This window comes from Pseudomonas sp. SDO5215_S409, from assembly GCF_054071325.1.
In genome coordinates this window covers 16365-39684 of sequence record NZ_JBSVWN010000019.1, presented here as the reverse complement: position 1 = coordinate 39684, position 23320 = coordinate 16365, and the positions used below count along the sequence as shown (strand labels likewise).

Sequence of the window (23320 nt, the reverse complement as noted above, 5' to 3'; positions counted from 1 at the left end):
TCAGCATAGAATCATTCAGCCGAAAGGGATTTTTTTTACGTGCTTCAAAGCCTCGTTTTGTTCGTTTGGCTTGGGTTATGCGCCCTGCAGGACATCCGTTCGCGAGAGATCGCCAACCGTTTGACGTTAGGCGTTGGCTTGCTGGCACTGGTTTATCTGCTGTGGAGCGGTAAAACCTGGGTGGGGTCGCCTGCCGCAGACGGCGGTTGGGCATTTGGTCTGGCGTTGCTGTTTACGCTGCCGGGTTATGCGCTGGGCCGCCTGGGGGCGGGTGACGTGAAGCTGCTTGCTGCGTTGGCCCTGGCCACTGACGCGCTTTATCTGCTCGGTACGTTTATCGGCGCCGGGGTTGCCAGCGTTGTATGGCTGTTGATCGCCCCCAGGGTATGGCCGCTTATGAATCAGCGGGTTAGGCACCTATTGCGGCACTTGCAACCCGGGCAGACGACAAAACAACCCTTTGCGCCGTTTTTACTGGTCGGATTCGCACTGGCGTGGTTTTGGATCCATTAGTCGCGACGCGGGTATATCGCTATGTACATAGTAGGAAAGTACGTCTACGTTTATGCATAGCAGTATCGGAAGCGTGATCGGAATGGATAGGTTGGTCTTTGGCTTGCCCAGGCATGGAGTAGCGCGTGAACAAGCTTACCTCGCAATTGAAAGTGCTCGTGGTCGACGATCAACCCCTGATCGTGGAAGAGCTGTGTGAATTCCTTGAAAGCAGCGGCTATCGTTGCGTCCCCTGTCAGTCTAGCCAGCAGGCCATCGAGCGGTTTCGCGACGATGACCAGATAGGCCTTGTGCTGTGCGATCTGCACATGCCGGACATGGACGGCATTGAGTTGGTCCAGGCCCTGCAGCGCTTGAGCGGGAAGGTGCGGGTATTTGAAGCGATCATGCTGACAGGCCGCTCCGACAAACAGGACGTGATCAAGGCCCTGCGTGCAGGCATCGCTGATTACTACCAGAAACCGATCAATCTGGAGGAACTGCTCGAAGGCGTTCAACGTCAGGAAGTCGCGTTGCAAGACCGGCAGAAAAACCTTGATTTGGGGCACCTCAACCGCAAGCTGCAGTTCCTCTCGGCATCCATCGATGACTTGTACCAAGACCTGGACAAGGTCCGTAGTAGCCCCCAAGCCGTGGGGCTTCCAGGTGACGAGTCCGCGAGCGAGCCCGATGGCGTTGAAATGCCCGCGGTCTTCCTTCAGTTGTCACCACGCCAGCTTGACGTCGCGCGCCTGGTGGGCAAGGGCAAGACCAATTATCAAATTGCCTGTGAGCTGGGCATCACCGAAAACACCGTCAAGCTGTATGTGTCCCAGGTGCTGCGTTTGACCCATATGCATAACCGTACTCAACTGGCCTTGGCGTTATCGCCCGGTCTCTCGCTGGCAAGTCAGCGAGTCACCGCACATTAATTGCTGCCGCTCGGTGTCTCTCCGCCCTGTTTCTGATCGAAGTATTCAGGAATAGGGTGCTTGTAACTTTCCAGCAAACGCTGCAACGCCAGCTCCCGCTCGGCCGGAGCTGCTTTTTGTGGGCGTGTGGAGGCCAACTGTCCACTGACCTGCAACTGCAGCCAGTCCTCGGTCTGTTTCTGCTGGGCGGATGAAGGACCAGGCTCAAACGCCTGCGCTGACAGCGGCAGGCTTGCAAGCAGCAAGCTGGCGAGCAGTGTGAGTTTCATGGTGTGCACTCCCTTGTGGCTTATTTGATCGAGGGTTGTGTGTCGCCCATCGTTGCAACCTGATCACCAGCGGTCTTCGCCGATGATGCGGGCGCCTTGAGCCGCTGCGCGCGGGCCTGGGCGCTCGTGACCTGTTCAGGGCTGAGCCCCACTCGGCTGACCACTTGAGCGGCTTGTGCCCAGTTGTCCTGATAAATCAGCAGGGTGACCAGGTTCACGGCGGCCAGTGGGTCATCCTGCTTGAGTTCCATCGCGGTCAAAAACTCGAACCGCGCGTCTTCCAGGCGAAGTTGGTTGAGGTAAACCACGCCCAGGTCATTGCGGATCTTGTCATCGGTGGGCGCAATTTTTGCGGCTCGCTGCAAGTGGGCCATGGCCTGGCCGTTGTCACCCCTGGCGGCGGCCAACTGGCCAAGGCCATGCTCGCCTTCAGCCGCCATGCACGTGCCCAGCAGGCTTTTGTACAAGGGTTCTGCCTCGCTGCGCCCCAACAGGCGGTACACCTTGGCTTTGCGCTGACGCACCTGGGGCAGGGCATCGGGCAGGTTTTGCAGGTTGGCCAGGCTGGCATGCAGCTTGCCGTCATTGGCCATTTCATCGGCCAGGTTCAGCGATAGCTCTTGGTCGGAGGCCGGTTTGGCACAACTGCCGGGTGTGCCCGCGGTGGCCCACGGTAACTGCCCGTTGCCAGCACAGCCTCCCAGTAACACCAGGCTGCAGGCGAGTATCAATGTTTTCATTGCGCGTCCTCTCAAGGTCCCATCACCTTGGCGATGGCGATAAAGCCAGGGCCGGCCAGTACGATCAGTAATGCGGGAAACAGGAAGACCATCATCACGACGGACATCTTGGCCGACATCTTGGAAATGTATTCCTGCATGCGTGTCAGGCGCCGGTCATCGAGCAGTTGCTTGAGTGACTGCAGCGACTTCATCGCGCCACCGCCTTGTTGCAGCAGTTGTTGCAGAATCAGGCAGGTATCGCTGAACTCATCGACGGCCAATAGCTGACTCGTCTTGTTCAGCTCTTCGCCCAGTTCCAGGCCCGAGTCGACCCGTGCCAGTACCAGGCGCAGCTCGCTGGTAAGCACCGGCAGCAGCTTTTGCGCCTCGCCCGACAGCACCCGTAAGGTTTGCTCCACGGCCATGCCTGACTCAAACAGAATGCGCAGCAGTGGAATGAAGGTGGAGACCTCGCGCCCGATCTGCTCTTTGCGTTTATCGGCCAGCGTTACCAGGATTCGCTTGGGGAGCAGGTAGCCAATGGCCAAACCGAACAGGGCGATGAGCCAGGGATGGTCGGTATCGGCGAAAAACAGTTTTTGCACGACCAGGGTCAAGCCCAGCAGGAGGAACGGGGAGCCGACCTGGCAAGCAGCGAACATCGAACGCTGGCTGGTTTTACGCCAGCCCATGCGATTGAGCAGTGTCTGTGTTTCGTTATCGAGGCTAACGGTGCGCTGGCCAATTCGAGTGTTGCCCAACTGATGCAACAACGCGCTCATGGCCTTGTTACGGCTGGGCTCACCTTGCAGCCGTTGATTGATCAGGCGTTGCCGACGGCGGTGGCTCAACACATTGGCAAGTAATAGCAACAGCGCGGCCAGAAACAGCAATGCACCGATCAGGAGTGCCATGTCACACGCTCCTCAGCATGCGCCACAACGCCACGCAGCCGGTGATTTGCAAGGCAAATGCGCCCAGCATCATGGTTTGACCGCTGTCGTCTTGCCACATGTTCATCAGGTAAGTGGGGTTGCTCACCAGAAAATAGCCCGCGACGCTAACGGGCAATAACGCCAATACGATGGCGGTAATGCGGGTTTCGCCGGTCATTGCGCGTAATTGCCGCGCTCCCTGGTCGCGCTCGCGGATCATTTTGATCAGGTTTTCCAGCAGTTCACTGGCATTGCCGCCATAGCGATGATTGACCTTCAGCCCCAGTGCAAACAGGCGAAGCTCGTTTTGTTCATAAAACTCGGCATAGTCCTGGGCGGCCTCCGGCAGGCTGACGCCCAGTTGTACGTTGCGCTTGATGCGGCCCATGGATTTTTTCAACGGATCCTCGCTGGCATCGATCGCCCCCAGCACCGCGTCTGCCAGCGTGCGCCCGGATTTGAGGCTGCGTACCGCATGGTCGAGCAACTGAGGCAACTGCTCGATCATGCGGTGCAACCGACGCTGATACCGCCAGGCGATGTACAGTCGCAGGATCAGCGGCGGCATGAACACCATAAGAAGCAGGCCCAGCCAGTCGGCCGCCAACCACCCAAACACCGCGCCGAGCGCCCACAACGCCAACCACACGCCCAGGCGTTCGGTGGGTTTGCCCAGGCCCGCCCGAACAAACGTGCGCTCCAGGCGGGTCGTTACGGCGTTCTCTTTGGTGACCAATGGCTGCCCTTCGGCCAACCGCTCCAGCACTCGATCTGCCTGCGCCTGGCGCAACCCGTTGCGTATCAGCAGCCCTGCCATTACGAACTGGGCCAGGGACATCAGGGCAAGTAATATCGGCGCGATCATATGAGCGGCCCCTCACAGCGGCAGATGGTTTTCATGGCGCAGTTTTTCGCCAGCAGGGTTGATGGCTTCGCGCAGGAAGCCAAAACCGCTGCGCTTGTCGAGGCGAAACAGGGTGTTGGTAACGTAGACATCTTCGCGCACGCCCACCACTTCCACGACTTCGCTGACGCTACGACGGCCATCGGGTAGGCGGGTCAGTTGAATCACCACGTCGAGGGCCGCACAGATCATTTGCCGCAGGGTTTTTTCCGCCACCGTGCGTCCCGTCAGGCCTACCAGGGTTTCCAGGCGCAGCAAGGCATCCTGTGCGTTGTTGGCGTGCACGGTGCTCATTGAGCCGTCGTGGCCGGTGTTCATGGCGGTCATGACGTCCAGTACCTCGACACCCCGAATCTCGCCAAGAATGATACGGTCGGGCCGCATCCGCAGGGCGTTGCGGATCAAGTCGTTGGCGCGGACTTCGCCATGCCCCTCTGCGTTTGGCGGGCGGGTTTCCAGGCGTACGACGTGGGGATGGCCCAGTTGCAGTTCGGCCACGTCTTCAATCGTGACGATACGTTCATGAGGGTTGATCAGTTGGCTGAGAATATTGAGCAGGGTGGTTTTCCCCGTGCCAGTGCCGCCACTGATGAGGATGTTGCAGCGTTTGCCGACCGCCAACTTGAAGAAATCGAAGATCGATTGGTCGATCGTCTGCATCGCTACCAGGTCGCTGCTCTTGAGCATGTCCTTGCGAAACTTTCGAATCGACAGGCAAGGCCCGTCCAACGCAATGGGCGGGATAATCGCGTTGACGCGGCTACCGTCCGGCAAGCGGGCATCCACCATGGGTGAAGACTCATCCAGGCGCCGGCCCAGCGGTGCGAGGATGCGCTGCATGACCCGCTCCACATGGTGGTCATCGATAAAGCGTAGGTCGCTCAGGTGTAGCAAGCCTTCACGCTCGACAAACACGCGATGCGGGCCATTCACCAGAATTTCGGTCACGGAAACGTCGCGCAGCAGCACTTCGAGTGGGCCGAACCCGGTCAATTCATCAACGATTTCCTCGGCCAGGCGCTCCATTTCATAGCGAGAGATCGCCAGGTGCATGCGTGTGATGTATTCGGCGACTTTGTCGGTGACAAACTGCGCAAGGGCATGACGGGTGCTTTCCAGCAGGTTTTTCCCCGAGTCCTCAATGGCATCAATGATGTAGCGGTGCAGGACCAGCTTGAGGCCGTCATGATCGGTATTGCCGGCGCCGCCACGTACCGGGGCGCCGAACAGTTTCTCTCCGTTCATTTGGCTCTCAGCAGGCGGTTGAGCCAGTTGATGGAGGGTTTCGCAAGGCCTTCGGAGCGCTTGGCCAGACGTTCGCCCAAGGTGCGCAGCGCTTGGGTGAGAGGCTCGCGAGGGGCCAGCGCAAAGAGCGTCTGTGCCTGGTTTTTTGCACTCAGGCGAACTTCAGGCGCCAACGCCAGTACGGCGATAACCTCCAGCCCGAAGCTTTTGCCCAGGGCCTCGGAGTCTGGGGCGGCCCCTTTGATGTAGCGGTCGATCAGCAGGCGGGCGTGCTCCAGCTTCATGCCTTTTTCCCGCCACAGGTTGAGCACTGCCAGGTTGCGGCGGCAGTCCGGTACGCTTTGGTCGGTGGACCACAGCAGCTTGTCGCAATGACTGACGAAGGTGCGCAGCGCTTCACTGTCCGACTGGCCGGTGAGGTTCACCACGATGTGTTGGAAGTGCTGGCGCAGTGCACTGAGCAACATGTACAGCTCGGCGGCGCTGGTTCGTTCCAGTGGCTCGTCGGTATCGCTGTAGGCCAGGATGCGCAGGCCGTCTTCGGCACATGTGAATGCGCTGTTGATGAGCGTTGTGTCCAGGCGGCGCAGGTGGCGCAGCGCATCGCCGAAGTGAAACGAGCTTTGCAGGCCCAGCAGCGCCAAGCTGTCGGCGCGGGGTAGGCCCAGATCGAGTAGAAGGGTTTGCTGACCGGTTTTTTGCACCATCAATGCAAGGTGACTGGCGATCAAGGCGCCGTCGGCATTGCCCTGGGTGCCGTAAAGCACGGTCAGCCCCCCCAGGTGCGCACTGGGTGTGACGGCCGGCAAGCGTTTGTTCAAGCGGCGGACCAACCCGCCCACTTCGCTGGAGCGTGAGCCATAGGCGACAAAATCCCGGGCGCCGGCGCGCATGGCATTGAGCACCAACTGGTTGTCCATGCCGTCTCCCAAGGCAACGATGGCCAGCATCGGCTTGGCTTCCAGTGCACCTTCAATCAGTGCGCATTGAGTGGTGACGTGCTCGCGGTCAAGACCGATGAACACCAGGTTGGCGAAGGTGACGTCTACCAGCGCCAACAACTCGTCCAGGCTGCCCCCACCCGCGCTGACGACTTGCCCCAGCGGCGCGAGGGCACCCTGAAGCCATTCCAGATCCGTGGTATTGCGGGTGATCGCCAAAAACGTCTGGCTCAGGCTCTCACTCATTGGGAAAGTCCCGTTTGACGGTCGAAGTTGCCGTTTTCGAGAAAGTACAGGCGGTACCAATTCGGGTCGAAGTTGCGCAGCTTTTCGCCAGGCAGGGAGGGTAATTGGGCCGTGGCCGCCAGTGGCTGCACCAGGTGCGGCGTGACGATCATCAACAGCTCTTTTTCCTCGCGGCTCACGTTGGAGTCCCGGAAAAACGCACCCAGGATCGGAATGTCCCCCAGCCCCGGGAATTTGCTCACGCTGGAACGGTTGTTGGTACTGATAAGGCCACTGATCACGAAGCTTTCGCCGTCGGACAGGGAAATGCTGGTGTCGGTGCGGCGTATCGTCAGCGCAGGCACCGAAATGCCTTGGATCACGACGGCATTGCTGTAGTCCAGCTCGCTCACCTCGGGCGCCACTTTGAGGGATATACGACCGTGATCGATAACCGTTGGCGTCAGGGTCAGCCGGATGCCGAACTCTTTGTACTCAATAGAAATACTGTTGCTGCCGCTGCTGGGTACTGGGATCGGCACTTCGCCGCCGGCAAGAAAGGTTGCGCTTTGCCCACTCAGTGCAACCAGACTCGGACGAGCCAGGGTGTAGGCGAAGCCACTGCTTTCCAGGGCGTTGATCATGGCCGAGACGCGCCCGCCGCCAAAGCCTATGTTGAAGGAATCGGCATTCACCGGGAGCCCGCGAAATGCCGTTCCGACCGGGTTCGCGACATTATTCGGAGCGCCTATCAGGAAGTTGCCGCCGCGCCCGAATATCGACGTGCTGGCTTCTTTTAGTTTGGTGCGGCTCACTTCTACAAACCGGATATCGGTTTGTACCTGGCTGGGCAACAAAGGGTCATCGGACGGTGACAGGGTGAGGCTGGTAAGGGCCGAGGTGGCCTTGCCCTTTACGAACACCATGGTCTGGCGTGGGCCGGTTGCACAGCCGGTCCAGACCATCAGGCTGGTAGTGCCGGGGGCAATACCGGTCAGCAGGAAGGCTTGGCTGCCATTGACCTGAACATCGGCAATTTTCGGGTCGCCAATGGCCAGGCGAGTGATAGGCACCGGCGACTGGATAGCCTGTTGGGCGCCTTCGCCGACCTCCATCACAGCAGGTAACTGCCCTAAGCTGGCACAGTTACCCGGTGCTGCCTGCACGGCTTCGAGCGGCAAACCAAGGCTCAGCAACGCCCAGAACACGCGTGGGAATAACGGCACGAAACGACTGCTCATTCAGGCATCCTTAGCTCTTTTTTCAGGGCGTTTATTGAGTAACCTGGTTGCCACGTATCACTTCGACACCCGAGCGCCGTGCGCCCGCGCCTCCCGCTGCGGGATTCACGCCGCTGACCGGCGGGGGGCTGAATGCCAGTTGATTGAATTGATAAAGCTCACGCTTGGCGTTCTCCAGGTTGGCAGCGGCGTTGGTTTCCCCGGCCCAGTACTGACTCAACAACTGCTCGTCGGCACTGCGCACCGCCAGGCGCAGTACGCCCGATTGAGCCGCAAGCATCAGTCGACTCAGCAGTTGCTCCGGCACCGCCAATGTCACCGTACGAGCACCGGCGCGACTTTGTAGCTGCTTGGCTTTTTCTTCCGGTGTTGTCGCAGGCTTTGAGCCTGGAGTGCCATCGTTGGTCAGCCCCAACTGGTCGCCGACGCTCAACAGGCGCAGGGCAGGTATGACGATCTGCGCAGATTGCTGCGGGTTATTGGCTTCCTGGCGCAAAAACAGCAAAACATCGACGTAATCGCCAGGGCTCAGTTGCCCGCCCGCACCGATCACCTCGTCCACTGCAACGGCGAGCGCCCGCTCGCCCGGCCGGATCATCCGGGCCAGCGTGCCGCCTGAGTTAAAGCTGTCTTCTGTCAACCACGTGCCGGCCGACAGCGGCCGCCACGGTATTTTGCCCACGGCCATATCCACGCGGGTCAAGCTGCCAGCGGGTGCTGTCAGCAGTTTTTCAAGGACCAGATCTTCGGCGACAAGCGGTACAAAGGGCGCAACATCGTGTGCCAAAACCACCACAGGCTGGCGGGTCTGATCTTCCACAACGGCGAAATTCTGCGTAACGGCAGCAGGTTGCACAACGGGTGGGGCGACCGAGACGGGACTGCTGAGAACCAGTCCCCAATAAGCGGCAATGAGTGCTCCGACTAAAAGCAACCCGGCCAGGATCAAGCTGATGCGGCTGTTCATGAAGGCTCTCCCTTTCCCGCTTAACTCACTGCAATTTCCTACGAGTTCTTGCGCAAGCAGTTTGCTGGGAACCTCTAACTATTTCGCTATTTGAAGGTAGTCCAGCTAGGACGAAATGCCATTACCGCGCGCAAAATATCTGCGCGGCGTGGCGAGAGAGCCGAAATTCTGGCGCCATGAGAGGGCTAATGCTTTGTGATTAATACGTTCTTACAGTTGTTGGTATGGAGTTTGTTGACAATGCTCTAGTGGCACACCGGAATCATTTTGCAACACCGCTGGATCGGCGCATAAGCGCGTAGGAGAAGTCATTATGATCGTTGACCTGATTCGCAAGGTATTCATCCAAATCCAGATTCTGTCCTACCGCAAGGAAGGGGCGTCCGGGATTGAATATGCCATTGTCGCGGCGATGTGCGCGGTAGTGCTGGGGGTTTTCATGACGCCCATTTCAACCAAAGTCAGCGCGCTGTTTACCTCCATCAAGAACAGCATCACCTCTACCTGATTCACACCGAGCATTCGCAATCCCCGCTACACTGATGCGCCTATTTACCATCAGGTATTTTTAATGAGTGCCTCTTCGTCTCTCCGGCAACAAATCCTTTTGGTGGACGACGAAGAGGACGCCCTTGTCGAACTGGCCGAATCCCTCGAAAACGAGGGATTCGTGTGTTTCACCGCCACCTCCGTCACCTTCGCCCTCCAAGAACTCACCCTGCACCCCGACATCGCGCTGGTCATCACCGACCTGCGCATGCCCGAGGAAAGCGGTATCTCGCTGATCAAGCGCCTGCGCGAACACACCGCCCGCCAACACCTGCCGGTTATCGTGATGTCCGGTCATGCCGAGATGGATGATGTGAGCGACATGCTGCGCTTGCAGGTGCTGGACCTGTTCCGAAAGCCCATCTACCTGGTGCGGTTGATCGATACGCTCAACAACTTGTTTCCGTTGAGGGCAGAGGGAAGGGGGCGGTTTTAAGCGGCAAGTGTCAGCTTGCCGCTGTTCTCAGAGCTGATAACTGAAGCTGAGGGTGTAGCGGGGGCGTCGGTTGAAGCTGTCCAGCGCCATGTCCGACATGGGTTTGGCGGCTTCCAGTGCGACGTTGTAGTACTTGTTGTCGCCAAAGCGCAGGCCTACGGCCGCCGATGACATGTCGTTGCCCTTGACCGGCAGGTCGTTGAACCAGGTCTTGGCGCGGTCCAGTACCACGTAGGGTTGCAGGACTTTTACCCAGTCGCCTGCGCGGTTGAAGCTGTAGTTGACCTCATACGCCACCCCCCAGCCTTTATCGCCCGAGCCTTGATCGTCGGGGTAGCCGCGGCCGAAGTTCTGCCCGCCAAAGGTGGCGCGTTCGCTGTCGGGTAGGGTGTCGCGGCTCCAGTAGAGCGCGGCCGAGAGCACGCCTTGCCAGTTGTCGAAGAATTTGTCGCTCTGCACGCCGGACACGCGCAGCCGGAAGAAGTCCAGGTCTGGCTGTTGCCCTTCGAAGTCACTGCGGGTCCTGGCGCCCAGGCCGTTGATGCCCTGGTACAGGCCTGCGCTGAGGATGCGCAATTGCCGGTCGTTGCTCTTGCGCCAGTCGCCTTCGAAGGCCAGCGCGCGCAGGTCGGTTTGGAGGTCGAAACGGTTGGGGAACCCCACCAATTGATAGCGGGTGGTCTGGTCCACGGCGTAGAGCCGGGTGCCCAGGGTCAGTGACTCGGTGGGCGAGGCGATCAAGGGGTGGCTCAGGCCGATGGAGTAGCGGTCGACCTTCTGGTGAGGCTTGAGCTCGAAGCCGCCATCCAGTTGCACGTTGCTGCGCGGGTCGGCGCGGTAGCGTTCGGCGTTGAGCACCAGTTGGCTGCCCTCGGCGTTGATGAACTGGCTGTAGCCCAGGCGGTAGTAGTGTTCTTTGTCGTGGCCGGGCGGGAACAGGCCGCTGAGGCTAAGTTGCTCACCCACGGCGGTCTGCGAGTTGCTGGTGCCGGTCAGCAGCGCTTGCAGGCCGCCTCGGCTGTTGTCCACCAGGCTCATGCTGGAGGTGAACGGTTTGCGCGAGGCCGTAATGTGCATGTGCGTGCCACCGTCGGTCGTGCCCGGCGGCGGTACTTGCGCCTGCAACGTCACGCCGGGAATGCGGCCCATCAGGGTGGTGTAGCGCTCGAATGTCTTGCGGGTCAGCGGGCGTTCGGCGAGCAGTTTGTCGGCCAGTTTGTCGACGTAAGCCGACACGGCGCCGATGTCGCCCTGCACGTTGTAATCCTTGATGAAGCCTTCGACGAGGACGACGCGTACCAGGCCGTTTTCAAAGCGTTGCTCGGGCAAAAACGCGTAGGACAACAGGTAGCCGTCTTGTTGATAGCGGCGGGTGATGCTGCGGGTGGCCTCGATCAGTTGGGCGAGGTTGGTTTCACGCCCGATCAGCGGCTCGAACACCTGCGCCACGTCTTTGAGCGGGTAGACCGTCCCGCCGTCGATCTGCAGTTTGCGGATGGTCACCTTGGTGTCCATCAACAGCGGCTGCCCCTGCGTAGGGGCGGCCTCGGGGACCTGGGTTTGCGGTGTGACCGGCCGGTAGGCATCGGCGGGCAGGTTGGGCACCGGCAAGGTGCGGATGGTGTCGTTGCCGTTGAGAAAGCTGGGCAGCGTCTCGGCCCGGACGTAAGCGCTGAGGGTCAGCAAAAGCAGAGGCGTCAAAGCGCGCATAGGACACTCCATGGTCAAGACTGCAGCCGCGTTTGGCAGGGGCCCGCCGGGTTCTGGGACGCGTTCGGGCTGGCCGTTCAACGGCCCATAAAAAAGACGAGAGACTCATTGGAATCTCTCGTCTCAACCAAGCGTAGGCGCTGTAGGGGAGGCCGTCTAATCGGCCAGGTGCAATTCTATTTTTTGCCGGTCAGGCCGTTCAACACACCACCCAGACCGCCGCCGGTACTTGCGTTTGCACTACCCGAAGCACTGGCGCCCACGTTCAAACCACCCAACAAGCCACCCCCGCTGGCGTTGCCGCCGGTGACCAGCCCACCCACCGAGCCCACGGTGTTGCCCACGGCGGTCACGGTGGTGCCCAAGGCATTGGTGACCGGGTTGGCGTTGGCGGCAGTCAGGTTGGTGCCCAGGCTGCCGACGGCGCCGCCCACTTGTGTCACCAGGCCGTTGACCGGAGCACCCAGGCCCGTGGTGGCGCCGATGTTTTGGGTCAGGCTGGCAACGCCTGAGGTCACAGGGTTCAACGCTGCGCCAACGTTGGTTGCAAGGCCTGCCAGTGGCGCACTGGCCGCGGTGTTGGCCACGCCGTTGCCGCCAATGAGGGTGCCCAGCGAGGCGACGGTATTGCCCGCCGTACCGCCGGTGACGCCGGCCGCACTGATGGTGCCGTTGGTGTTGCCCGCATTCAGGCCGCCGCCGACGTTGGCAATGATGCCACCCACCAGTTCAGGCAAGCCCGGGGCCGACGCGCCGCCCGGTGTGGCCACATAACCGCCGGATTTATCCAGCACGCTGCCCACGTTACCCAGCGCGCCGCCCACCAGGGTGGTCACAGGGTTGCCCGAGCCACCGGCCCCCGATACCTGGCCGCCCAGCCCTGCCACGGTGGCGCCGACTTTATCCAGCACACCGTTGACCGGGCTGCCCAAGCCTGTGGCCTTGCCGAGGTTGCCGGTGGTGTTTTCCACCAGCGACACCACAGGCACCAGCACGCTTTTGCCCACTGTGTTGGTGACAGAACCCAGCGGGCCCGTGGTGCTTGCGGTGCTCAGGGTGTCGCCGAGCATGGTCACGGCCTGGCCGACTTTATCCACCACACCTCCAGCGACACCGCCCACGCCACCCACTACGGGCACGCCGCCCAGCGTGGTGGCCAGGGACTTGCCGGTGGCCGAAACGCCATCGCCCAGATCGGCCACGCCATTGGCGACGCCCGCAACGGTTTTGCCCAACGAGTTGCTGTCGGTGCCGAGGCTGCCCAGCCCACTGGTGACGCCTGTCCCGATGCTGGTGACGGCATTGCCGGTGGCGGTGACTAGTCCGCTTGCGGTGGTGCCGACGATCGGCACGCCTGCAACGACCGACCCGAGGTCACCGACGGCGGCCCCCACGTTACCCACCGTGTTGCCTACCACGCCGGCGATCTGGCCTGTGACCAGCGGCGTAGTAGTCGAACCGGTGCCGCCGCCCGTGCCACCACCTGTACCACCGCCCGTACCGCCGCCAGTGCCGCCGCCCGTACCACCACCTGTCCCGCCGCCAGTGCCACCGCCCGTACCACCGCCCGTACCACCACCTGTCCCGCCGCCGGTGCCACCTCCCGTGCCGCCACCTGTTCCACCGCCGGTGCCGCCACCTGAACCGTCGCCACCTGCGCTGCCGCCTGCGCCAGCATCCGGAGAAGACGCTGCCACACTGCTGTGATGCCCACCACCACCGCTGCTGCAGCCACCGAGGCTCATTGCCAGAATCAGGGCCAGCGCGGTACTTGCTTTCCAAAACACGACTTGAGTTTTCATGATTGATTTCCTTGCACCTGGTACAGCCTTTGTTGTTCTCGAAGTCCGCTGTTTCTAAAGGCCAGCGATACATTCGTCCGGTAAGGGCTATCACACGCCAGGCCGTGCAGTGTCACAACGCTCAACTTGGTATTAACAACTTATATACACCCAGGCGCGGTCGGCTTACTGATTAATACCTTGGGTATAAGCAAGCGCAGGCTAAAAGAAGGGAGGTGTTATAAATCAATCAGTTGATAAAGTTAGCGGGCTATGGAACGCCCGCTATCACTTAAGTTGTATATATACAATTTATCAGGCGACAGGCCGCCAACATCCCACCATGTGTTCAATGTCGTCGGGACTTTTTAGTTGCAGTTCCCCGCTGGAACCGGCAGCACTGGCCAATAAGATCACGTCACCGGGCAAGCGCACCGGCTTTTTAAACGCCACTTCAATCTCGACATTGGCGGCCGGCAAGTGGTCACCCAGGGCCGCCAGTGTGCGCGCCGTGTTCCACAAGCCATGGGCGATGGCCTGGGGGAAGCCGAACAGTCTGGCGGTGAGCGCGCTCAAGTGAATCGGGTTGTAATCGCCGGACACGCGGGCGTAGCGGCGCCCGATGTCGGCAGAGGCGCTCCAGCGGGTCAGTTCACTGACGCGCGCAGGCGTGGGCAAGGCGGCATCAGCGGGCGAGCCCTCACCTTTCACGCCACGGCGCAGCATGCGGCTTTCGGCCTCCCACAGCGGGCCCAGTGCATCCTCGACAACGGTGATCACATCAAAGTTCACGCCCTTGGCGTGAGGGCGCAGGTTGTGGGCATACACCCCGACCGTCAGCGCACTCACCCCGCCCAGCGGGCGCAATACGCGGATGCGATTGTTCAGGTGGATGAGCCCCAACAGCGGGAACGGAAAATCATCCCGGGTGAGCAATTGCATCTGCAGCCCGAAGGCAAGCAGGTGAGGGTAGGTCGCGGGCAATATCGGGCTGTCGGCAAACCCGCAAACCTTGCGATAGGCCGCGACCTCGGCAGGATTGACCAGCACCCGGCAGCGCAGGCCCGTCTGGGGCCGCGTGGTGCCGGTGACGTTGCGCTTGAGCGCTGCCCGCCAATACAACGGCGGTAAAAACGGCGGGTTGCTCAGTGTGTGCCACTCCATGCTTACGCTCCCAGTAGACTTTGCCCACACACCCGCAGCGCTTGCCCGCTGACGGCCCCCGAGCCTGGCTGGCCGAGCCAGGCCACCGCCTCGGCCACGTCCTGAGGCAACCCTCCCTGGCCCAGCGAGCTCATGCGCCGCCCTGCTTCGCGCAGGGCGAAGGGAATGTGCGCCGTCATTTGCGTTTCGATAAACCCGGGCGCAACGGCATTAATGCTGATACCACGCTCGCCCAGCAGCGGCGCCCAGGCCTGCGCCAGGCCGATCAACCCGGCTTTGCTCGCGGCGTAGTTGGTTTGCCCGCGGTTGCCGGCGATGCCGCTGATGGACGCCAGCACAATGACGCGGCCGTTGTCGTGCAAGGCGCCGCTGTCCAGTAGCGCCTGGGTCAGCACTTGCGGCGCCTTGAGGTTGACGGCCAGCACCGCGTCCCAGTATTCCGGCGTCATGTTGGCCAGAGTCTTGTCGCGGGTAATGCCCGCGTTGTGCACCACAATGTCGACGCCGTCCGGCAAGTGTTCGATCAGTTGGGTGCTGGCGTCGTCCGCGCAAATATCCAGGGCGATGGTGCGCGCGCCGAGGCGGGCGGCCAGGGCGTCGAGGTCGGCCTTGGCCTGGGGCACGTCCAGCAGGATCACCTGCGCACCGTCGCGGGCCAGGGTTTCGGCGATGGCCGCCCCAATGCCTCGGGCGGCGCCGGTGACCAGGGCCTTGCGCCCGGCGAGCGGGCGGGTCCAGTCGGTGACCTGGGTGGCGCAGGCGCTCAGGTGCAGCACCTGGCCCGAGATATAAGCGCTTTTGGGCGACAGGAAAAACCGCAGCGCACCCTCCAACTGCGCCTCGGCACCCTCGCCCACGTACAGCAGTTGCAAGGTGCCGCCGCCGCGCAGCTCTTTGGCCAGCGAACGGCTGAAGCCTTCCAGGGCGCGTTGGGCACTGGCGGCAAACGGGTCGCGCAGGCCCTGCGGCGCTCGGCCAAGCACCACCAAATGTGCGCTGGGCGCGAGATTTTTCAGCAGTGGTTGAAAGAATTCGCGCAGCTGTTTGAGCTGGTCGGTGTGCTGCAGGTGGCTGGCGTCGAACACCACGGCTTTGAGTTTAGGGCCGTGGCCGGGAATCCAGGCGGGCGCGTCGGAAGGCTCGGCGCCGTAGCTGTAAATGGCGTCGGTCAGTTTTTGGCCAAACGCCAGGACCTGGCCCGCCAGCGGGCCGCCGCCGATCAGCAGCGCACCCTCGACCGGGCGCAGGCGCCCCGCTTGCCAGCGTTCCAGCCGCACCGGCGACGGCAGGCCAAGGGCGCCGACCAGGCGATGGCCGAGGCTTGAGTTGGCGAAGTCGATATAACGGTCAGACATGGAACGCTCTCCGAGTACTGGGGTTCAAACGGTTGACCACCCCGGGGTGGCAGTCGTTCGATCAGCCTAGGCTAGGCTGATGATTCCACCTACACCCATCAGGGAGGCTTTCATGACTCAATTGCGCCGTGTAGCGATCATTGGCGGTAACCGCATTCCTTTCGCCCGTTCCAATGGCCCGTACGCCACCGCGAGCAACCAGGCGATGCTGACCGCCGCCCTGGAGGGCCTGATCGAGCGCTACAATCTGCACGGCCTGCGCATCGGCGAAGTGGCGGCCGGTGCAGTGCTCAAGCACTCGCGGGACTTCAACCTCACGCGCGAATGCGTGCTGGGCTCGCGCCTGTCGCCGCAAACCCCGGCCTACGACGTTCAACAAGCCTGCGGCACCGGCCTGGAGGCCGCGTTACTGGTGGCGAACAAGATCGCGCTGGGCCAGATCGACTGCGCGATAGCCGGTGGCGTGGACACGACGTCCGACGCCCCCATCGGTGTCAACGAGGGGCTGCGCAAGATCCTGTTGCGGGCCAATCGCGCCAAGTCTATGGGGGATAGGATCAAAATCCTGTTACAACTTCGCCCCCATCACCTCAAGCCGCAATTGCCGCGCAACGGTGAGCCGCGCACCGGCAAGTCCATGGGCGAGCACTGTGAATTAATGGCTCAGACCTGGCACATCCCCCGCCAGGAGCAGGACCAGTTGGCCCTGCAAAGCCATCAGAACCTGGCCGCTTCCTACGCCGAGGGCTGGCACAACGACCTGCTCACCCCGTTTCTGGGTCTGACCCGTGACAACAACCTGCGCCCCGACCTGACCCTGGAAAAACTCGCCAGCCTCAAGCCTGCATTCGAGCGCAGCGAACAAGGCACCCTCACGGCGGGCAACTCGACGCCGCTCACCGACGGGGCGTCCCTGGTATTGCTCGCCAGCGAAGAATGGGCCAACGCGCGGGGCTTGCCGGTGCTCGCCTACTTGCGCGATGGCGAAGCGGCGGCGGTGGACTTCGTCAACGGCGCCGAAGGCCTGTTGATGGCGCCGGTGTATGCCGTGCCGCGCTTGCTGGCTAGGAACGGTCTGACGCTGCAAGACTTCGATTACTACGAGATCCACGAAGCATTCGCAGCCCAAGTGTTGTGCACGCTCAAGGCCTGGGAGGATGCGCACTACTGCAAGACGCGCCTGGGCTTGGACGCGCCGCTGGGGGCCATCGACCGCAGCCGCCTCAACGTCAAGGGCAGTTCATTGGCCGCCGGGCACCCGTTTGCCGCGACGGGCGGGCGTATCGTCGCCAACCTGGCCAAGCTGCTGGACGCCGCAGGCAAGGGCCGCGGCCTGATCTCGATCTGCGCGGCGGGCGGTCAGGGCGTGACGGCGATCATTGAGCGTTGATCTCGGCTATGATCGGCCCGCCGATGCAAATTGGCATATTGGATGCATTCCCGATGGCGTGAAGGCCGGCTGCCTCTCCCCGAGACGCGAGGATTGCCGTATAACGAGTGCCACACGTCTGTTTGGTAATAAAGGACCCCTGATAAAAGCTGATGAAGACTCCTAAACGCATTGAACCCCTGATCGAGGACGGTCTGGTCGACGAGGTGCTGCGCCCACTCATGAGTGGTAAAGAAGCAGCTGTTTACGTGGTGCGCTGCGGCAAAGAGTTACGTTGCGCCAAGGTCTACAAGGAGGCGAATAAACGAAGTTTTCGTCAGGCATCCGAATACCAGGAAGGCCGCAAGGTGCGTAACAGCCGTCAGGCCCGCGCCATGGCCAAGGGCTCCAAGTACGGCAAGAAAGAAGCCGAAGACGCCTGGCAGAACGCCGAAGTGGCGGCTTTGTTCCGCCTGGCGGGCGCGGGCGTGCGCGTGCCTCAGCCGTACGACTTCCTGGAAGGCGTGCTGCTCATGGAACTGGTGGCCGACGAGTACGGCGACGCTGCCCCTCGTTTGAACGACGTGGTGCTGGAGCCGGACCAGGCGCGTGAATACCACGCCTTCCTGATCGCCCAGATCGTGCTGATGTTGTGTACCGGCCTGGTGCACGGCGACCTGTCCGAGTTCAACGTGCTGTTGACGCCGACCGGCCCGGTCATCATTGACCTGCCGCAAGCGGTGGATGCGGCAGGGAACAACCACGCGTTCAGCATGCTGGAGCGGGACGTGGGCAACATGGCGGCGTACTTCGGGCGTTTTGCGCCGGAGCTTAAAAAGACCCGCTACGCCAAAGAAATGTGGGCCCTGTATGAGGCTGGCACCTTGCACCCGGGTAGCGTGCTGACGGGCGAGTTCGAAGAGACAGAAGAGCTGGCCGATGTGGGCGGGGTGATGCGCGAGATCGAGGCGGCGCGCCTGGATGAAGAGCGTCGCCAGGCGATCCGTGCGGCCGATGACGCACCGCCGAGCAAAGCGTCGCAAGAACCGCCGACGCCGCCGTGGATGCAATAACGCGCGGCTGACCGTTCCCACGCGGGTGGGAACGATGCCCGCATCAGGCGCAGCAGGTGCCCGATGCCAATTCCTTGAGAATCGGGCAGTCGGGGCGGTGATCGCCCTGGCAGTGCTCCACCAGGTCCTGCAACGTGTCGCGCAGTTGCCCCAGTTCACGAATCTTCTGGTTCAACGCTTCGATGTGCTGATACGCCAGCGCCTTCACGTCGGCGCTGGCGCGTTGGCGGTCTTGCCACAGCGCCAGCAGCTTGCCGACTTCCTCCAGTGAAAACCCCAGGTCGCGCGAGCGCTTGATAAACGCCAGGGTGTGCAAGTCGTCGTCGCTGTACACGCGGTAGCCGCTGTCGGTGCGATGGGCTGCTTTAAGCAGGCCGATGGACTCGTAATAACGAATCATCTTGGCGCTCAGGCCGCTGTGGCGTGCCGCTTGGCCGATATTCATTGAGGCTTCTCCAGGTCCTTCGGTTTCCAGGTTTTCAACAGCAGGGCATTGCTCACCACGCTGACGCTGGACAGCGCCATCGCGGCCCCCGCCAGTACCGGGTTCAGCAGGCCAAAGGCGGCCAGCGGGATGCCGATGAGGTTATACACAAACGCCCAGAACAAATTCTGTCGAATTTTCCCATAGGTCTTGCGGCTGATGTCCAGCGCTGCGGGCACCAGGCGTGGATCGCCGCGCATCAGCGTGATCCCCGCCGCGTGCATCGCCACGTCGGTGCCGCCGCCCATGGCGATGCCGATGTCGGCCGCCGCCAGGGCCGGGGCGTCGTTGATGCCGTCACCGACCATGGCCACCACGCCCGTCTTTTTAAGCGTGCCCACCGCGGCGGCCTTGTCGGCGGGCAGCACCTCGGCGTGCACATCCTCGATCCCTAAGGCCTGGGCCACCACCTGCGCACTGCCGCGGTTGTCGCCGGTCAACAGGTGGCTACTGATGCGCTGCGCCTTGAGTTGGCGCACCGCGTCCAGCGCGCCTGGCTTTAACGTGTCGCCAAAGGCAAACAGGCCCAGCACCCGCGCGTGCGGGGCTTTTTCGATCAGCCAGGACAAGGTACGGCCTTCGGCTTCCCAGGCGGTGGCGGACGCTGCCAGTGGGCCTGGCGCCAGGGCGGTTTCGTCCAGCAGGCGGCGATTGCCCAGGGCCAGTTGCCGGCCGTCGAGGGTGCCGGCAATGCCGCGCCCGGTCAGGGACTGGCTGGCGCTCACGTCGGCCACGCGCAAACCGCGTTCGGCGCAAGCCTCCAGCACCGCTTTTGCCAGCGGGTGTTCACTGCCGCGCTGCAGGGCGCCAGCCAGTTGCAGCAGGAACGCTTCATCGCCGTCCACGGCCGCCAAATGTGCAATTTTAGGGGCGCCAGAGGTCAGCGTGCCGGTTTTGTCGAAGACCACTGCGCTCACTTCATGGGCGCGTTCCAGAGCTTGGGCGTCCTTGATCAAAATCCCGTGGCGGGCGGCCACGCCGGTGCCGGCCATGATCGCGGTCGGTGTGGCGAGGCCCAAGGCGCACGGGCACGCGATCACCAATACCGCCACGGCATTGATCAGCGCGGTTTCCAGCGGCGCGCCGTGCAACCACCAGCCCACCAGTGTGAGCAAGGCCAGCACCAGCACGGCAGGCACAAACACTTGGCTGACTTTATCCACCAGCTTCTGGATCGGCGCCTTGGCGGCCTGGGCGTCTTCGACCAGGCGGATGATCCGCGCCAGCACGCTTTCTGCGCCCAGCGCCCGGGTGCGCACCAACAAACGGCCTTCGCCATTGATGGCGCCGCCGGTGACGGTATCACCGGGCTGCTTGGGCACCGGCAGGCTTTCCCCGCTGATCAACGCTTCATCGGCGTGGCTCTGGCCTTCGATCACTTCACCGTCCACTGGAAAACGCTCGCCGGGTTTGACCAGCACCAGGTCATTGAGCTTCAGCGCGCTGATGGCCACGTCGTGTTCGCGGCCATCGACCACCTGAATCGCCCGCTCCGGGCGCAGGGCTTCAAGTGCGCGAATGGCGCTGGCGGTCTGGCGCTTGGCGCGGCTTTCCAGGTATTTGCCCAGCAGCACCAGGGCAATCACCACGGCAGAGGCCTCGAAATACAAGTGCGGCATGCTGCCCGCCGGGGCGGTGAGCCATTGGTAAAGGCTCAGGCCGTAACCGGCGCTGGTGCCGATGGCCACCAGCAGGTCCATGTTGCCAGCCCCGGCGCGCACCGCTTTGCAGGCCGCAATGTAAAAACGCGCACCCAGGATGAACTGCACCGGGGTGGCCAGCAGAAATTGCACCCAGGCGGGGAGCATCCAGTGCAGGCCAAAGGGCTCCACCAGCATGGGCGCGACCAGTGGCAGCGCCAGCAGCACCGCGAGCAAGACCGCGCCGCGCTCATGGCGCAAGCGTTGCTGTTGGTCGGCCTCGCTGGTGGTTGGGCTCTGCGTCAGGGTGGCGGTGTAGCCCGCCTTGTCGACGGCGGCGATTAATACTGCCGGGTCCATGGGCCCGAGCACGTCGACGTGGGCCCGTTCGTTGGCCAGGTTGACGCTGACACGCTGCACGCCAGGCACTTTGCCCAGCGCGCGCTCGACCCGGCCTGCGCAGCTGGCGCACGTCATGCCGCTGATGGGCAGATCGAAGGAGGTGGATAAGGTCATCGGGCAGCGCTCCAAGAGAAGTTGCCCGTAGGATCAACCTTGACCCTAAGGTAAGGTCAAGGCTCTTTTTTTGTAGGCTGTTTCAATATTCCAGGGCGGCAGGTTTGAGGTACATGCCGTCTGGCCCCAGGGCGATGCGCAGCTTACGCACGTCACCGGCCTTCAACGTGATGTTTTGCGCGGGCGGCGCGAGCAGGCCCGGTTGGCAACCCGGGGTTTGGCCCGGCAGCAATTTGAGGCGCAGCGAAACGTTCCCGGCCGGCAAGTTGAACGAGGTGGCCTGCTCCTGAAACAGCCGCCCGGCCAACTGGTCCTGGATATACAGGCCGATCTCGCAGTTGGTCGGCACCTCCAGGCGCTCCCGGGAAATGATCAGCACCGCATAGTCTTCAGCGGCGCTGGCCATGGGCGCCGCAACACAGACGCTTATCAAGCTGACAAGAGCAAACAACGACCGACGCATGGCGGATTCTCCGAGGGGGACATCGTGGTGAGGTGAAGCTTGGCCGAGCGCGCAGATGAATACCAGCCCGGCAGGTTTTTTCAGCGCTTGACCTTGCCACGGGGGCAAGGTCGAGACTGCGGGCAACCTCATCAACAGGAGACATGTCATGCAAACATTTAAAGTGCAAGGAATGACCTGCGGCCACTGCGTCCGTGCCGTCACCCAGGCGGTGCAGGGCAAAGACCCGGTCGCCAGCGTCAAGGTCGACCTCGCTGCTGGGGAAGTGGGGGTTGAAAGCCAGCTGTCGGCGCAGGAAATCATCGGCCTGATCAGCGAAGAGGGCTACAGCGTCAACCTGGCTTGATTCGATAGTTAGCGAGCTAACGTAATGTTCAAGGCATCCAGGCCCGGCTAAACTGTCGCGCTGCCGACTTACATGGATGCCTGATGAACCTTCGCATAATCCTGATTCTGGGCGCCTTGAGCGCCTTTGCGCCGCTGGCGATCGACTTTTACCTGCCGGGTTTCCCGGCCATTGCCCAAGCGTTTGCCACCGACGAAAAACATGTCCAGCTGACCTTGGCGGTATATTTCGCGGGGTTGGCCATTGGTCAACTGATCTACGGGCCGCTGGCCGACCGCTTTGGCCGACGCGGGCCACTGCTGAGCGGCGTGACTCTGTTCACCCTGGCGTCCTTTGCCTGCGCCTACGCGCCCACGCTCGACTGGCTGATTGGCGCCCGCTTCGTGCAGGCGCTGGGCGGCTGTGCGGGCATGGTGATTTCCCGGGCGGTGGTCAGCGACAAATGTGACGCCGTGGGCTCGGCCAAGGTGTTTTCCCAACTGATGCTGGTCACCGGCCTGGCGCCGATCCTTGCACCGCTGGCGGGCGGGGTGATGGTGGGGGCATATGGCTGGCAATCGATCTTCCTGGCGCTGAGTGTGTTCAGCGTGCTGGCGGCCCTCGCGGTGGTGGTGGGGTTGCCGGAAAGTCTGCCGGCGGACCAACCGCGCCAGCCGCTCTCCGGTGCGTTGCGCCAGTACGGTCGGTTGCTGTCGGACCGGGTGTACCTGGGGTACGCCCTGACCGGCGGCATCGCGATTGCTGGGATGTTTGCCTACATCGCGGGTTCGCCTTTCGTGTTTATCAAGCTCTACGGCGTGGCCCCCGAACACTACGGCTGGCTGTTTGGCTCCAACGCCGCCGGTTTTACCCTGGTGGCGCAATTGAACGCCCGCTTGCTGGCCAAGCGCGGCCCGGCGTTTTTGCTGTCGCGCACGGTGTGGGTGTATGTGCTCGCCACGCTGGCGTTGCTGCTGGTCGCCTCATGGCGCACCGAAGCCTTGTGGCCCTTGTTGGTGCCACTGTTTATTTGCATCGCGAGCCTGGGCTGCATTTTGCCCAACACCTCGGCCTGCGCCATGAGTGGGCAGGGCGCACGGGCGGGCAGCGCGTCGGCATTGCTCGGTTGCATTCAGTTTGGCGTGGCGGCGGGCGCGGCGTCGTTGGTGGGCGTGTTGCACGACGGCACGGCCATGCCGATGGCAATGGTCATCAGCCTGTGCGGCGTATTGGTGGTGACGATCGCTACCGCGACCCGGCGCCTGCAACGCAAACACGCGTGACAGGCGCAGGGCTGGACAAGGCTCAGCCAGCGGAGCGCTGCTGGCTGTCTTGGAAGTGATGGGGCGCCTGGAGGCGGGCTTGCAGGGTGTCGGCAAATGCGCGGGCTTCGGCTTCACTGCGAAAGGTAAAGGCATTGTGATCCAGGCGGACCTGCCATTTGTTGCCGTGGGATTTTGCTAACGCTTTTATCAGAATCTTCATGGCGGACTTCCTCACGTAAGACTGCGTGGCAAAGGCGGCCAATATAAACCCGAATACGCCTACAAATATGACAAGAACCAAGTCTCGGACTAGCGGT

Annotated in this window: 24 protein-coding genes; 8 read left to right on the top strand and 16 right to left on the bottom strand. The window is 62.1% G+C overall.

Annotated elements, in window-relative coordinates:
* The first annotated feature begins 39 nt into the window (after nucleotides 1–39).
* Together ACW9H9_RS12355 and ACW9H9_RS12350 are read left to right on the top strand one after the other, a co-directional pair.
* Nucleotides 40–513 carry a prepilin peptidase gene (locus ACW9H9_RS12355; protein ID WP_457343466.1) on the top strand — a complete coding sequence of 158 codons (474 nt, stop codon included), beginning with the start codon at nucleotides 40–42 and terminating at the stop codon, nucleotides 511–513.
* A gap of 125 nt (nucleotides 514–638) precedes the next feature.
* Nucleotides 639–1424, top strand: coding sequence for a response regulator (locus ACW9H9_RS12350; protein WP_457343464.1), 786 nt, complete (start codon nucleotides 639–641; stop codon nucleotides 1422–1424).
* Here ACW9H9_RS12350 and ACW9H9_RS12345 read toward each other — a convergent pair.
* From ACW9H9_RS12345 to cpaB, 8 genes are read right to left on the bottom strand one after another with little or no spacing between them, the layout of a single operon-like run.
* Nucleotides 1421–1693 (bottom strand): DUF3613 domain-containing protein, encoded by a 273-nt coding sequence (locus tag ACW9H9_RS12345; protein ID WP_457343462.1) that lies wholly within the window; start codon nucleotides 1691–1693, stop codon nucleotides 1421–1423. The two genes, ACW9H9_RS12350 and ACW9H9_RS12345, sit on opposite strands and share 4 nt — an antisense overlap.
* 20 nt (nucleotides 1694–1713) lie before the next feature.
* Entirely contained in the window at nucleotides 1714–2433 is a 720-nt protein-coding gene (locus ACW9H9_RS12340; RefSeq protein WP_457343460.1) for a tetratricopeptide repeat protein, read from the bottom strand.
* 11 nt (nucleotides 2434–2444) lie between these two features.
* Nucleotides 2445–3329, bottom strand: a complete 885-nt coding sequence (locus ACW9H9_RS12335) for a type II secretion system F family protein (protein WP_457343458.1) — start codon at nucleotides 3327–3329, stop codon at nucleotides 2445–2447.
* Nucleotide 3330: 1 nt separating this feature from the next.
* A complete protein-coding gene (locus ACW9H9_RS12330) occupies nucleotides 3331–4215 on the bottom strand; it encodes a type II secretion system F family protein (protein ID WP_457343457.1) in 885 nt (294 codons plus the stop codon).
* 12 nt (nucleotides 4216–4227) lie between these two features.
* On the bottom strand, nucleotides 4228–5499 hold the full coding sequence (locus tag ACW9H9_RS12325; protein ID WP_457343455.1) for a CpaF family protein: 1272 nt from the start codon (nucleotides 5497–5499) through the stop codon (nucleotides 4228–4230).
* On the bottom strand, nucleotides 5496–6686 hold the full coding sequence (locus ACW9H9_RS12320) for an AAA family ATPase (RefSeq protein ID WP_457343454.1): 1191 nt from the start codon (nucleotides 6684–6686) through the stop codon (nucleotides 5496–5498). Before ACW9H9_RS12320 ends, ACW9H9_RS12325 begins: the two co-directional genes overlap by 4 nt.
* Nucleotides 6683–7906, bottom strand: coding sequence for a type II and III secretion system protein family protein (locus ACW9H9_RS12315; protein WP_457343452.1), 1224 nt, complete (start codon nucleotides 7904–7906; stop codon nucleotides 6683–6685). The genes ACW9H9_RS12320 and ACW9H9_RS12315 overlap by 4 nt, the downstream gene beginning before the upstream one ends.
* A 31-nt stretch (nucleotides 7907–7937) precedes the next feature.
* Nucleotides 7938–8873, bottom strand: coding sequence for a Flp pilus assembly protein CpaB (gene cpaB, locus ACW9H9_RS12310; RefSeq protein WP_457343450.1), 936 nt, complete (start codon nucleotides 8871–8873; stop codon nucleotides 7938–7940).
* A 313-nt stretch (nucleotides 8874–9186) separates the two neighbouring features.
* Between cpaB and ACW9H9_RS12305 the strand changes: the two genes are divergently transcribed.
* Both ACW9H9_RS12305 and ACW9H9_RS12300 read left to right on the top strand, forming a co-directional pair.
* Nucleotides 9187–9381: a Flp family type IVb pilin gene (locus tag ACW9H9_RS12305; protein WP_457343449.1), complete on the top strand. Its 195-nt coding sequence runs from the start codon at nucleotides 9187–9189 to the stop codon at nucleotides 9379–9381.
* 63 nt (nucleotides 9382–9444) lie between these two features.
* On the top strand, nucleotides 9445–9858 hold the full coding sequence (locus ACW9H9_RS12300) for a response regulator (protein WP_457343448.1): 414 nt from the start codon (nucleotides 9445–9447) through the stop codon (nucleotides 9856–9858).
* Nucleotides 9859–9885: 27 nt separating this feature from the next.
* On the opposite strand, the gene ACW9H9_RS12295 is transcribed toward ACW9H9_RS12300, so the two are convergent.
* The 4 genes from ACW9H9_RS12295 to ACW9H9_RS12280 all read right to left on the bottom strand — a co-directional run bounded on the left by ACW9H9_RS12295 (nucleotide 9886) and on the right by ACW9H9_RS12280 (nucleotide 15868).
* Nucleotides 9886–11568 (bottom strand): ShlB/FhaC/HecB family hemolysin secretion/activation protein, encoded by a 1683-nt coding sequence (locus ACW9H9_RS12295; RefSeq protein ID WP_457343447.1) that lies wholly within the window; start codon nucleotides 11566–11568, stop codon nucleotides 9886–9888.
* A gap of 176 nt (nucleotides 11569–11744) precedes the next feature.
* Nucleotides 11745–13370, bottom strand: coding sequence for a collagen-like triple helix repeat-containing protein (locus ACW9H9_RS12290; RefSeq protein WP_457343445.1), 1626 nt, complete (start codon nucleotides 13368–13370; stop codon nucleotides 11745–11747).
* A gap of 294 nt (nucleotides 13371–13664) precedes the next feature.
* Nucleotides 13665–14513 carry a MaoC family dehydratase gene (locus tag ACW9H9_RS12285; protein ID WP_457343443.1) on the bottom strand — a complete coding sequence of 283 codons (849 nt, stop codon included), beginning with the start codon at nucleotides 14511–14513 and terminating at the stop codon, nucleotides 13665–13667.
* A 2-nt stretch (nucleotides 14514–14515) separates the two neighbouring features.
* Nucleotides 14516–15868, bottom strand: coding sequence for a 3-oxoacyl-ACP reductase (locus ACW9H9_RS12280; RefSeq protein ID WP_457343442.1), 1353 nt, complete (start codon nucleotides 15866–15868; stop codon nucleotides 14516–14518).
* Nucleotides 15869–15980: 112 nt separating this feature from the next.
* On the opposite strand from ACW9H9_RS12280, the gene ACW9H9_RS12275 reads away from it, so the two are divergent.
* Complete coding sequence (locus tag ACW9H9_RS12275) at nucleotides 15981–17258, top strand: acetyl-CoA C-acetyltransferase (RefSeq protein ID WP_457343441.1); 1278 nt, start codon at nucleotides 15981–15983, stop codon at nucleotides 17256–17258.
* 152 nt (nucleotides 17259–17410) lie between these two features.
* Nucleotides 17411–18310 (top strand): PA4780 family RIO1-like protein kinase, encoded by a 900-nt coding sequence (locus ACW9H9_RS12270; RefSeq protein WP_457343440.1) that lies wholly within the window; start codon nucleotides 17411–17413, stop codon nucleotides 18308–18310.
* Between the two features lie 43 nt (nucleotides 18311–18353).
* Here the strand turns inward: ACW9H9_RS12270 and cueR are convergent, their stop codons facing one another.
* The 3 genes from cueR to ACW9H9_RS12255 form a co-directional block, all read right to left on the bottom strand.
* The gene (gene cueR / locus ACW9H9_RS12265; RefSeq protein WP_457343439.1) at nucleotides 18354–18755 is read right to left on the bottom strand and encodes a Cu(I)-responsive transcriptional regulator; all 402 of its coding nucleotides are present in this window, start codon (nucleotides 18753–18755) and stop codon (nucleotides 18354–18356) included.
* Nucleotides 18752–20950, bottom strand: coding sequence for a heavy metal translocating P-type ATPase (locus ACW9H9_RS12260; protein WP_457343437.1), 2199 nt, complete (start codon nucleotides 20948–20950; stop codon nucleotides 18752–18754). The genes cueR and ACW9H9_RS12260 overlap by 4 nt, the downstream gene beginning before the upstream one ends.
* Before the next feature lie 82 nt (nucleotides 20951–21032).
* Nucleotides 21033–21413 (bottom strand): hypothetical protein, encoded by a 381-nt coding sequence (locus ACW9H9_RS12255; RefSeq protein WP_457343436.1) that lies wholly within the window; start codon nucleotides 21411–21413, stop codon nucleotides 21033–21035.
* 148 nt (nucleotides 21414–21561) lie between these two features.
* On the opposite strand from ACW9H9_RS12255, the gene ACW9H9_RS12250 reads away from it, so the two are divergent.
* Nucleotides 21562–21759, top strand: coding sequence for a heavy-metal-associated domain-containing protein (locus ACW9H9_RS12250; protein WP_457343435.1), 198 nt, complete (start codon nucleotides 21562–21564; stop codon nucleotides 21757–21759).
* A gap of 83 nt (nucleotides 21760–21842) precedes the next feature.
* Nucleotides 21843–23021 (top strand): Bcr/CflA family multidrug efflux MFS transporter, encoded by a 1179-nt coding sequence (locus tag ACW9H9_RS12245; RefSeq protein ID WP_457343434.1) that lies wholly within the window; start codon nucleotides 21843–21845, stop codon nucleotides 23019–23021.
* Nucleotides 23022–23043: 22 nt separating this feature from the next.
* On the opposite strand, the gene ACW9H9_RS12240 is transcribed toward ACW9H9_RS12245, so the two are convergent.
* Entirely contained in the window at nucleotides 23044–23223 is a 180-nt protein-coding gene (locus ACW9H9_RS12240; RefSeq protein ID WP_457343433.1) for a hypothetical protein, read from the bottom strand.
* Nucleotides 23224–23320: the final 97 nt, after the last annotated feature.